The organism is Cupriavidus sp. UGS-1, assembly GCF_021213615.1.
Lineage (GTDB): Bacteria > Pseudomonadota > Gammaproteobacteria > Burkholderiales > Burkholderiaceae > Cupriavidus.
Genome location: NZ_JAJQJF010000007.1, coordinates 223,398 through 234,005 on the forward strand (window position 1 = coordinate 223,398; position 10,608 = coordinate 234,005).

Below are 10,608 nucleotides of genomic sequence, written 5' to 3' on the forward strand. Positions count from 1 at the left end.
CGACCATCAAGACGTGACTCTCAAGGTGGTCAGCCGTGTCACCAATTCCCCCACGCCCGTGTACGGTTCCGGCGCCATCTCCGCAGTGAACCGCCGGCTCAGTTCCATTGCTCGCTGTCTCGCGGCGTCGAGATTCGGTCTGGTGATTGCAAATGCGTTCCGCATGCCTTTCCTGTACTGCGGGACATGTTGCTTCAATCGCTGAATCACCTCGTCGCGATGCACGGGCGCGTGGACCTGCGCGTAGTGCAGCAGTAGCCAGAGCTCGAAATTCGGTACAGAAGCGACCGCGTGGAAGGCGACGCTTTGTCTGGTATCGTTTTTCAGCTGGCCATCCAATTCGGCAGCGTATCGCAAGGCATCGAAGTAGCTGTCGTGATCGTCCCTGTCGAACACCGCGTAGACCTGTTCGAATGCACGGGGCTGGATGCGCTTGTGGCGGTCGCCGTTTCGGAATAGCGATTCGGCGTACTGCACCACCTGGATTGGCGATGTCCCGGTCTCACAGTGGCGGACTTCCACATTGGTGGTGTGCAAACGATAGGCGGCCCGGATTTCGCAGAAGTAGTTCGGCTCGGTTTTCGCGCCTTCGGACACAATCAGGATGCGGTCGTAACTGGCGCGCTGGCTAATCCTGCGCGCCAACTGGTCTCGCTGACGGACCTTGGGACAATAATCGCGAGCCATCAGTGACGTCTTCCGAGATCGCTGCGTACGAACGGGATGCCGCCATATCGGCCCATCAGATATCCCCGCTCCAGCGCTTCATTCTTGCGAGGGCTGAATTCCGCGAGCGCGATCAGGTTCGTCGCTTGTTCGTTGTCTTTCTCGACGAGCCAAATCTGGTCGCGCCGGAGGAGATCCGGCGCATCGAGCAGCGACGTATCGTGGGTCGTAAATATCAACTGCGCGTGACCGGTATTGACGTCGGGGCGATGGAACAGCCTGACCAGTTCGCGCACCAGAAGCGTATGAAGACTGGTGTCGAGTTCATCGATCACCAGTGTCTGGCCCTTCTCGAGGATATCCAGCACAGGCCCAGCGAGGAACAACAGGTTGCGTGTCCCGTTCGATTCGTCCATCAGATCGAACACGGCTGTGCCGTGATCGGTGCTATGGGAAAACCGCAACTGATGCTCTTCAACTTCCTCGGAGCGCAGCTCGGATTTTCCGGCGGCGACATCGAAATGCAGAGTCTGCCCTGGCACTTTGCGCGTCACGACTTCGATGTCCGCAATGCTGATGTCAGCGGAAGTCAGGAAATCGCAGATCCGCTTGCGTCCTCCGGGCTGCTTCAGCATCTCGATCGATACCTGCGGGTTGAGCCGCGCCTGCTCGTTGAAGACGACGAGACTGCTGGCAAACCAGTCGAACAGCGGACGCAGTGCCTCGCTGTTGAGCTGAGCGGCCATCGACAGGAAAAGCGCATTGGGTCGCGTGGCGTTTTCCCACAGCGCCTTCGAGCCCTTGAGCCCGGTGCCGAACTCGTAGACGTCCTTGCCCGAATGCGCATCGTAGTGCCGTTCGAACCAGCGCTGCGGCTTGAACGCTTTGTAGACGAGAAGATATTCGCTGACGATGCGGTGCTGCGTCATGGCGAAGCCGTACTGGTGCCGCACGCCGGCCAGGATGACGGTCACCTCGAACTCGGTCGGCTCTTCCGCCGAAACGGCGTCGAGGCGGAACGGTTGGACGGCGTATGTCTGCCCCGGTTGTACGACCGTCGCGGATTCGACGACCACGCCGCGCATGTATTGCAACGCCTTGATCAGATTGGATTTGCCGCTCGCGTTGGCGCCATAGACTACGGCGCTGCTCAACAGGCGGGGGGCAGCCTTCAGGTCCGTTTCGACCGTATTGGTGTCGGCAAGGGAGCTGTCCTTCGAAGCGACGAGGGTGAGGACCTGTTCGTCCCGCAGGCTCCGGAAGTTCTTGACGCGGAATTCGACAAGCATATCGCCCACCAAGTCGGCATAAAAATAAAGCCGAATTTTGCGCTACAAACGCAAGAAGTCAAGATATTAGTGAGTAGGACATGCGAATTCAATAACATGACGCTTTAGGCTCATCAAGGGGGTGGCCGAGCTTCATGCCACCGCGAGGGACCAAAAAAAACGCCGCCCAAAGGCGGCGCAATCAGGCTTCGTCCATTAGCCCAGTGTCGATATTCTTCCCCAGCTCTGATCAGAAGCGGTAGGTAACGCTCCCCACCACCGTCCGCCGTGCGCCGAAGTAGCAGTCGCCGCGGGCAAGGCAGGTCGTCAGGTATTCCCTGTCGAACAGGTTGTTGACGTTCAGCGCGACGCGGACCGGGCCGTGGTCGTAGGCCAGCACGGCATCGACGAGCGTGGCGCTGCCCACCTTGTTGCGGTCGGTGCCGTCATAGCTGGCGCTGAAGTACCGCACGCCGGCGCCGGCCGAGAAGCCGGGCTTGTCGAACAGGTTGAACTTGTAGGTGCCCCACAGCGAAGCCATATGCTTCGGAATGCTGGCGATGCGCTTGCCGACTTCGACGGGATTGCCGGCGAGGATGCGGGTGTCGAGGTAGGTGTAGTTGGCGATCAGGTCGACCCGATTGCGCAGCGACGCGAGGGCTTCGATCTCGAAGCCGCGGGTGCGTGCCTCGCCGATCTGCACGGTGTCGGGCATGCCGTTGACGATGCCGGATGCGCGGCGGTTCTTCTCGCGCATGTCGAACACGGCCATCGTGACCATCGCGTTCTTGCCGGGCGGCTGGTATTTGATACCCGCTTCCCATTGCTTGCCGCGCAGCGGCTTCAGCGGACCTGCGCGGTTGTTGCCAGGCACACCCTGGAAGGACTCCGAATAGCTGATGTACGGATTCAGGCCGAAGTCGGTCTGGTACATCAGGCCGAAACGCTTGGTCAGCTCATTGTCGTCGCGCGAGCCGGCCGGCGTGTTCACTTGCGAGGCGCGCGACCAGTCATAGCGCAGGCCGGCCATCAGCAGCCACTGGTTCCACGACATCTGGTCCTGCATATAGATGCCAGTCTGGATCTGCTTGGTGGGATTGACGGGGTTCAGCGTTGGTGCGACGTAATTGCCGTAGACCGGATTGACGATGTCGATCGGCGCCGCGCTGCCGCCCGCGCCCCGGCTTCCGTCGATATCCGCGTGCTGGTAGTCCATGCCGGTCAGCAGGGTGTGGCCCACGCTGCCGGTGCGGAAGTTTGCCTGGGCCTGGGTGTCGACCAGGAAGGATCGGAGCCGCGGGTTGTCCCAATAGACAGTGCGTTTCAACAGCCGGTCACTGCCTGCCACCCACGGGCCCTCGCGATCGTTGAAACGCGCGTAGATGCTGCGGTAATCCACCGTGCTGTACGAATACCGCAGGTTCTGGCGGAACGTGAAGACCTCGTTCGCCTTGTGCTCGAACTGATAACCAATGGCCGCCTGTTCGGCCTTGAAGCGATCGAAGCCGGGCTCGCTGACGAAGAAGCTGTCGCGGATCTTCAGGCCGCCGGGATTCGGATACAGCATGCCCTGCCAGGGGAAGAACCCCGCGGTCGTATTGCTGTCATCGCGCTGGAAATTCGCCAGCAGCGTGAACGACGTATCGCTGTTCGGCCGATACGTCAGCGACGGCGCGATCAGGTAGCGATTGTCCTGGGCGAAGTCGACATGCGTGTCGCTGTCGCGCGCCAGCGCAACCAGCCGATACAGCCATTTGCCGTCCGCATCGAGCGGCCCGGTCAGGTCGGCCTGGACCTGCTTGCGGTTGTTGTTGCCGAACTGCACGCCGATCTCGCGGGCGGCTTCCGCTTGCGGGCGCTTGCTGACGAGGTTCAGGATGCCGCCAACCGCGCCCTGGCCGAACAGCATCGACGATGGGCCGCGCAGGACGTCGATCCGCTCCAGCGCGTACACGTCGGGGCGGACATTGTTGTAGAAGCCGACCGCATTGAGCAGCCCGTCCTGGTATTGCGTGAAATCGGTGCCGCGGAAGCGTCCCCAGTCGCCGCGATTGTCGTTGCCGTACAGGCCGGCGTGGACGCCCGCGGTATAGCCGATCGCCTGCTGCACCGATTGCGCGCCCTGCGCCTCGATGCGGTCGCGCGTGATCACGGTGATCGACTGCGGCGTTTCCATGACGGGGGTGTCGGTCTTGGTCGCGGTGGCGCTGCGCTTGGCGACGAAGCCGAAGACCGGGCCGGTGGCGGTTTCGTTGTCGCTGGTGGCGCGCACGGTGACCGCCGGCAGTTCGGCGGCTGCTGTGGCACCGGCGGTGGCACCAGCGGTGGCGGAGGCAGGAACGGCGGGAGCGGCAGCCGGCGCCGAAGCGTCGGCAGGCGCGGACTGCTGGGCCCATACCATGCCGGCGGCTTGCAGGCCCAGGGCGAGAGTCGTCAGGCGAAGGGCATGGCCGCGGTGGCGGCCACGGCGTTGGGTTGCGCGCTGTGGCATGGTCGGATCCGTCTATATTTTTTCAGAACGCCCGCGCAATGCCGCCGCGGTGCGGCAGCGCGGACCGTGACGTCGGTCCGTGCGGGTCGAAGGCCCAGTGGACGAACGATAAATGCGAATCGTTCTTGTTAACCTTCGCATTGTAACGGCATGTGTCGAGCCGGACATAAAAGGGTGACCGCGCCACAGGGTTAATGCACCCGTGCGCACGCCGGAACCGCCCGGGGAGCACCAACAGGACAGGAGGGCCGCGATGCCGCTGCCGCCGTATTTCGCCGATCGCCGCGACGCCGGCGTCCATCTGGCGCGCCGCCTGAGCGAACTTGGCCATGCGAAACGGGACGGAGAGCCGCCGCTGGTGCTGGCGCTGCCACGCGGCGGCGTGCCGGTCGCCTTCGAGGTGGCCCGCGCGTTGGGCGCCACGCTCGACATCCTGCTGGTGCGCAAGATCGGCGCGCCCGGCTATCCCGAGCTGGCGCTGGGCGCGGTGGTCGAGGGCGATGCCACCGGCTCGCCGCCGCATACCGTCGCCAACGACGATGCATGGACGCGCCGCGCAGTCGACAGCGGCGCATTCGAACTGGAGCGCGGCCGGCAGTTAGGGGAGATCGCCCGGCGCCAGCAGCGCTATCGCGGCGGCGCGCCGGTGGCGGCGATGCGCGACCGGGTCGTGATCATGGTCGACGATGGCGTGGCGACGGGCGCGACGATGCGCGCCGCGCTGGAGAGCGCGCGCCACGCCGGGGCGGCTCGCGTGATTGCCGCGGTGCCGGTCGCGTCGGTCGAAGGGTTGGCGTCGCTGCGGGACGCGGCCGACGAATGCGTATCGCTGTCGGTGCCGGAAGATTTCGGCGCGGTGGGCGCGTATTACGCAGATTTCGAGCAGACCACCGACGATGAGGTGATGGCGTTGCTGCGCGAGGCTCGCAACGCCGAAAGGGGGTGAGGGCGAGGCATCGTCAGGCGCGCTGCTGCGCCAGCCGCCGCTTCAGATGCGGAATCAGCCCGCCGGCGCGCAGCATGTCGAGCAGGAACGGCGGGATCGGCTCGCATGGCACACGGCTGCCATCGGCCAGCACGATGGCGGCGCCGTCCAGATCCAGCGTTGCGCGTGCTCCATCGACCAGTCCGTCGGTATGCGTGCAGACCAGCGCCGGCAGGCCGAGATTCAGCGCATTGCGATAGAACAGGCCAGCGAACGAGGGCGCGATCACCGCGGCAACACCCAGATGGCGCAACGCCTGCGGCGCCTGCTCGCGCGACGAGCCGACGCCGAAGTGCCGTCCGCCGACGACGAGGTCGCCCGGCCGCACGGTCGCAGGGAATTCGGGGCGCAATCCGGCCAGGCAATGGCGCGCGATCTGCTCGATGCCGCCTTTCATCTGCGTGGCGGGCGCCATCGCATCGGTATCGACGTTATCGCCGAAGCGCCAGATACGGCCGGCGGTGCGATGGTCGGCGGCGGTATTGCCGGGCGTGTTCGTGCGGAGCGAGGTCATGACAGCAGCGTGCGCGGATCGGTGATGCGGCCCGTGACCGCAGATGCCGCCACGGTCATCGGCGAGGCAAGCCACACCGCGCTGCCGGCATCGCCCATGCGACCCGCGAAATTGCGCGCGGTCGAGGCAATCGCCCGCGTGCCGGCGGCAAAACGCGTGGGACCGTAGCCGGCGCAGGCGTTACAGGCATTGGGCAGCAATTGCGCGCCGGCATCGAGCAGCGCCGCCAGCGTGCCTTCGCGCTCGGCCTGCTGCTGATCGCGCAGCGAGGCCGGCGCCAGTTGCAGCGACACCCCGGGCGCGACCTTGCGTCCGCGCAGGATGCGCGCAGCCATGCGCAGGTCGTCGAGCTTGGCGCCGGTGCAGGCGCCGAGATAGGCGACGTCGATCGTTTCGCCCTGGACCTCGGTCACCGGCGCGCCGTTGGCCGGCGAGTGGGGCGCGGCGACCTGCGGGGCCAGCGTGGTCGCATCGAAGCGAAGGGCCTGCAGCACCGGCGCATCGGCATCGCTGCGCCAATGCCGCACGTCGATCTGCCCCAGCGTGGCCGCGGGCACGCCGGCCTGTTCGAGCCATTGCAGCGTGGTGGCGTCGGGTGCGACGAGGCCCGTCTGCCCGCCCAGCTCCGCGCTCATATTGGTCAGCGTCATCCGTTCGTGCATCGACAGTGCGGTCACGGCCGTGCCGGCATATTCGATGGCCTCGTAGCGGCCGCCGCCCAGCCCGAGACTCGCGCACAGGAACAGCATGATGTCCTTGGCGCAGACGCCGTCGGCCAGCGTGCCGTCCCATTCGATGCGGATGGTCTGCGGCACGCGCAGCCAGATCTCGCCGGTGGCAAGCACGCCCGCCATCTCGGTGGCGCCGATGCCGAACATATAGGCGCCGAACGCGCCACCGGTCGGGCTGTGGCTGTCGCCGCCGACGATGAACTGGCCCGGCAGCACGTAGCCGCGCTCGGGCAGCACCACGTGGCAGATGCCTTCGTTGTCGATCAGATGCGGCAGGTGCTGTTCGCGGACCCAGTCGCGCGTGAAGCGGACGATCGCCTCGGCTTCGGCATTGGCGGCGGGCACGAAGTGGTCGGTCACGACGACGAAACGTTCGGGGTCCCAGACCTTGGCGCCCAGCTCGCGCAGCAGCGGCGCGACGCGGCGCGGTCCGCTGGAATCGTGCGACATCGCCAGATCGACCTTGCAGGTGACCACGGTGCCTGGCGTCACGTGGTCCATGCCCGCGGCGCGGGCGACCAGCTTCTGCGCGAGGGTTTGCGCCGGGATGGACCCGGCGCCGGCACGGCTCATTCCACCTTGGCTCCCGAATAGCGGACCACGGTGGCCCAGCGCTTGATGTCCTGCTTGACGAAGGCGCTGAAGGCCTCCGGCGTGTTGGCGACGGGCTGCGCGCCATCGTTTTCCAGGCGCCTGGCCACCGCGGGCGTCTCCAGACCCCGTCGCGCGGCTTGATACAGGGTGCGCGTGACTTCCGGCGGCAGGCCCGCCGGCCCGAACAGCCCGAACCAGGCGTTGGACTCGAAGCCCTTGACGGTCTGCGAGATCGGCGGCACGCCGGGCAGCTGCGGCAGCGGCGCCGGACTGGTGACGCCGAGCGCCTTCAGCTTGCCGGCCTTGATATGCGGCAGCACGTTCAGCGTGCTGGCGAACATCAGCTCGACGCGGCCCGACAGCAGGTCGGTGACGGCGGGCGTCGTCCCCTTGTACGGAATGTTGACGATGTACGTGCCGGTCATCATCTTGAACATGTCGCCGGCCAGATGCACCGACGAGCCGACCGCGCCGATGCCGAAGTTCAGCTTGCCGGGACGGGACTTGGCCAGCTGGATCAGCTCGGCGACATTGTTGGCCGGCACCGACGGATGGGCGACCAGCACGCTCGGCACGCTGGCGACCAGCGTGATCGGCGTGAAATCGGCGACCGGATCGAACGGCAGGTTCTTGTACAGCGTCGCGTTGATGGTATGGCTGGTGAAACTCATCAACAGCGTGCTGCCGTCCGGCGCGCTCTGTGCCACCAGTTCGGCGGCGATATTGCCGCCGGCACCCGGGCGGTTCTCGACCACGACGGACTGGTCCAGCAGCTTGCCCATCTCGGTGGCGATGGTGCGGGCCAGCGTATCGGTGGTGCCGCCGGCGGGCGCGCCGACCAGGATGCGGATCGGCTTGCCGCCGGCGATCTGGCCGAGGGGGGCGGCGGACGGGGCCGCTGTCCCCGACGTGCCCGACGGTCCGCTGTTACCGTTGGTCGCGCCGATGGCGAAGCCGGACGCGAGCAGTGCCAGCAGCGTCGCCGCGCCCAGGCCGAGCGCGGTGCGGCGGGTCTTGACGACGCCAGTGGCGAGGGCCGATGGCGAAAGGGAACGGCTGGCTCGTTGCAGCGGCATGACGCGTGTCTCCTTGTCTGATCGTCGAAGCGCGCAGCATGGCGCGCCTGCGTCAGTCGCGCAAGCTGGTGCGGGTCCCGTTGTCGACCCAGACGTTGGCGCTGTCGCCGCCGGCCGGCGACAGTTCCATCCGGTATTCGTAGCGGTCGGGCCGGTACTGGCCCAGCAGCAGCTGGATCGGACGGCCGGACTTGTCCTGCACCACCCGGCGGGTGGCGAGCAACGCGGCGCCGACCGGCACCTCGAGCAGCGGGGCCACCACCACGTCGGCCAGCCGGGCCGACAGGACCTGGGTGGCGCGGCCCAGCTTCAGGCCGCCGCGGTTCTCGAGCAGCCGCAGGATCGGCGTGGTTTCCAGATCCTTGCGGGTCAGATGGCGGCCGAGGTCGGCCGGCACGTAGACGGTGATATGGGACAGCGGCTCGCCGTGGTAATGGCGCACCCGCACCACCTTGGTCACGGGGTCGCCGGGCTGCAGGCACAGCGACTCGGCGACGTCCGGCGTGGCATGCACCTCCTCGATCGAGATCACCTTGACCGAGGTCTTCTGCCCCATGTCGAGCAGGTTGTCCAGCAGGCTGACCGCCTGCGGCGCGCTGGCCGCCGGCGCGATCGGATGCGGATTGACGAAGGTGCCGAGCCCGCGATGGCGGCGCACCAGTCCTTCCTGCACCAGGCGATCGAACACCCGGCGCATGGTCACGCGCGAGGCGTGGAATTGCTTGGCCAGGTCGATCTCGCCCGGCAGAGGCCCCTGGCCAAAACGGCCTTCCACAATCTGTTGGCGCAGCACCACGTAAATCTGGTGATACAGGGGAACGACGGCTTCACTCATGGCTTCCCTTGCGAGTCGACGACGGGTCGGCAATTAGTTTAATGTACTTTAAATCAGACATGAACATAGTGACAACGCAATAGGCGCCGTCGTGTGAAATCGCGCTTTTGCGGGCCACGTGGCGGACCGGCCTTGTCGGAGCAACGTCGGCGCAATGTCGATACATTTTCGTTGCAATCTCGCGAGCGTTTTTCGGTTTGATTTTCCGCTGCGGGAAGCGACGGATGCAGCGCCCCATTTGACGCGGCCGCCCATGATCCGCGATGCGGTTCATCAGAAACATCCCCCAATGCAGGACGTGCTTAAAAAAACACCACCCACGCCCTGTCCGATTCCTCGTTTCATTTTCGTAACGCGAGCGGGGCGAGCCGGTTTTTTCGGCATTCGGACTTAACTATCCGGCAATAAACATATTTTTTTCGGGCCGCTGGAATTGCCGGCCGACGAGGCTTTTTGCGCCCTGTCACACCGATGTGACATGTCTGTTCCGGTTCACAGGATTCGCCCTCGCAGTGTCGCACCGAAAGTGGGATCTTGCACCGCAACAGGGCCATTTTGGCCTTGTTTTACAAGGGAATGCCGTACTTCGGTGGGGTGCTGGCACTGAATATGCGCAGGGCGCTTCGGTTTGGCCAATGCCGGACCATGACCCGGCTACCGCTTCGTTTCCGTCTGACGAGTGCGGCGCCGGGCTGAGTCGCAGAGAACATCCTCCTGGGAGCTATGTATGAAAAAGACCTTACTCGCGTCCGCCGTCGCCCTGACTCTCGGGGTGACAGGGCACGCCTTGGCACAGACCGCAACCGACGATGCCGTGGCGGTGAATGTCAATGTCACCGACAACGACACCACCACCACGACCAAGACCAATTCGGAGAACCGCGGGCGCGCATGGGCGGAGGGCCTTGGCACGACTGCGGCAAACAACGGCTCCACCTCGACCGCCAACTTCTCCAATGCCTTCAACACGAGCCGTGCGGTCGCCATGACGCGGCTGAACGGCACGGTCAGCGGCCTGACCGTCAGCCACATCGGCAACGTCGCCCGCCAGCTGGGTAATGCGAGCGGCGGCGCCGGCGGCGCGGGTGGCGCCGGCACGGGCGGCAATGCCATGGGCGGAACCGGCGGCAATGGCGGCAACAGCGGCAATGGTGGCGCCGGCGGTAACGGCGGTGCCGGCGGCCTGGCGACGATTGGCGATGCGACCGCGGGCGACGCCAACAACGGCAGCGCAACGGCGGGCCGCGGCGGCTATGGCGGTAACGCCAATGGCACCGCGGGTCGTGGCGCGAACGGCGTAGGCACTGGCGGTGGCGCCCTGGCGGCCAGCGTCGGCGTCGGTGCCCGGGGCGCCAACGGTACCGGTGCCGGCGGTAACGGCACGGGCGGCAGCCTGGCCGGCGGCGGCGATGGCGGCGGCGCCGGTGCGGCGTCCGGCGGCTCGCTTG

At 65.9% G+C, this 10,608-nt stretch carries 9 protein-coding genes and 1 pseudogene; 2 read left to right on the forward strand and 8 right to left on the reverse strand.

Annotated elements, in window-relative coordinates; genetic code table 11:
* Positions 1-6: 6 nt before the first annotated feature.
* The 3 genes from LRR16_RS12225 to LRR16_RS12235 all read right to left on the reverse strand — a co-directional run bounded on the left by LRR16_RS12225 (position 7) and on the right by LRR16_RS12235 (position 4,335).
* Positions 7-687 (reverse strand): RloB family protein, encoded by a 681-nt coding sequence (locus LRR16_RS12225; protein WP_232206046.1) that lies wholly within the window; start codon positions 685-687, stop codon positions 7-9.
* On the reverse strand, positions 687-1,955 hold the full coding sequence (locus LRR16_RS12230) for an ATP/GTP-binding protein (RefSeq protein WP_232206048.1): 1,269 nt from the start codon (positions 1,953-1,955) through the stop codon (positions 687-689). The genes LRR16_RS12225 and LRR16_RS12230 overlap by 1 nt, the downstream gene beginning before the upstream one ends.
* A 229-nt stretch (positions 1,956-2,184) precedes the next feature.
* On the reverse strand, positions 2,185-4,335 hold the full coding sequence (locus tag LRR16_RS12235) for a TonB-dependent siderophore receptor (protein WP_370646801.1): 2,151 nt from the start codon (positions 4,333-4,335) through the stop codon (positions 2,185-2,187).
* A 343-nt stretch (positions 4,336-4,678) separates the two neighbouring features.
* On the opposite strand from LRR16_RS12235, the gene LRR16_RS12240 reads away from it, so the two are divergent.
* A complete protein-coding gene (locus tag LRR16_RS12240; RefSeq protein WP_006575822.1) occupies positions 4,679-5,371 on the forward strand; it encodes a phosphoribosyltransferase in 693 nt (230 codons plus the stop codon).
* Positions 5,372-5,384: 13 nt separating this feature from the next.
* Here the strand turns inward: LRR16_RS12240 and LRR16_RS12245 are convergent, their stop codons facing one another.
* Genes LRR16_RS12245 through LRR16_RS12265 form a run of 5 tightly spaced genes read right to left on the reverse strand, consistent with a single transcriptional unit; the run spans position 5,385 to position 9,434 of the window.
* Positions 5,385-5,924, reverse strand: coding sequence for a 3-isopropylmalate dehydratase small subunit (locus LRR16_RS12245; protein ID WP_006575821.1), 540 nt, complete (start codon positions 5,922-5,924; stop codon positions 5,385-5,387).
* Positions 5,921-7,228, reverse strand: a complete 1,308-nt coding sequence (locus LRR16_RS12250; RefSeq protein ID WP_232206052.1) for a 3-isopropylmalate dehydratase large subunit — start codon at positions 7,226-7,228, stop codon at positions 5,921-5,923. The genes LRR16_RS12245 and LRR16_RS12250 overlap by 4 nt, the downstream gene beginning before the upstream one ends.
* Complete coding sequence (locus LRR16_RS12255) at positions 7,225-8,325, reverse strand: tripartite tricarboxylate transporter substrate binding protein (protein ID WP_064576735.1); 1,101 nt, start codon at positions 8,323-8,325, stop codon at positions 7,225-7,227. The genes LRR16_RS12250 and LRR16_RS12255 overlap by 4 nt, the downstream gene beginning before the upstream one ends.
* A 52-nt stretch (positions 8,326-8,377) precedes the next feature.
* Positions 8,378-9,160, reverse strand: coding sequence for a GntR family transcriptional regulator (locus LRR16_RS12260; RefSeq protein WP_006575818.1), 783 nt, complete (start codon positions 9,158-9,160; stop codon positions 8,378-8,380).
* Entirely contained in the window at positions 9,153-9,434 is a 282-nt protein-coding gene (locus tag LRR16_RS12265; protein ID WP_232206054.1) for a hypothetical protein, read from the reverse strand. The genes LRR16_RS12260 and LRR16_RS12265 overlap by 8 nt, the downstream gene beginning before the upstream one ends.
* A 453-nt stretch (positions 9,435-9,887) precedes the next feature.
* Between LRR16_RS12265 and LRR16_RS12270 the strand changes: the two are divergent.
* A pseudogene (locus LRR16_RS12270) lies at positions 9,888-10,608 on the forward strand (hypothetical protein); the annotation flags it as partial.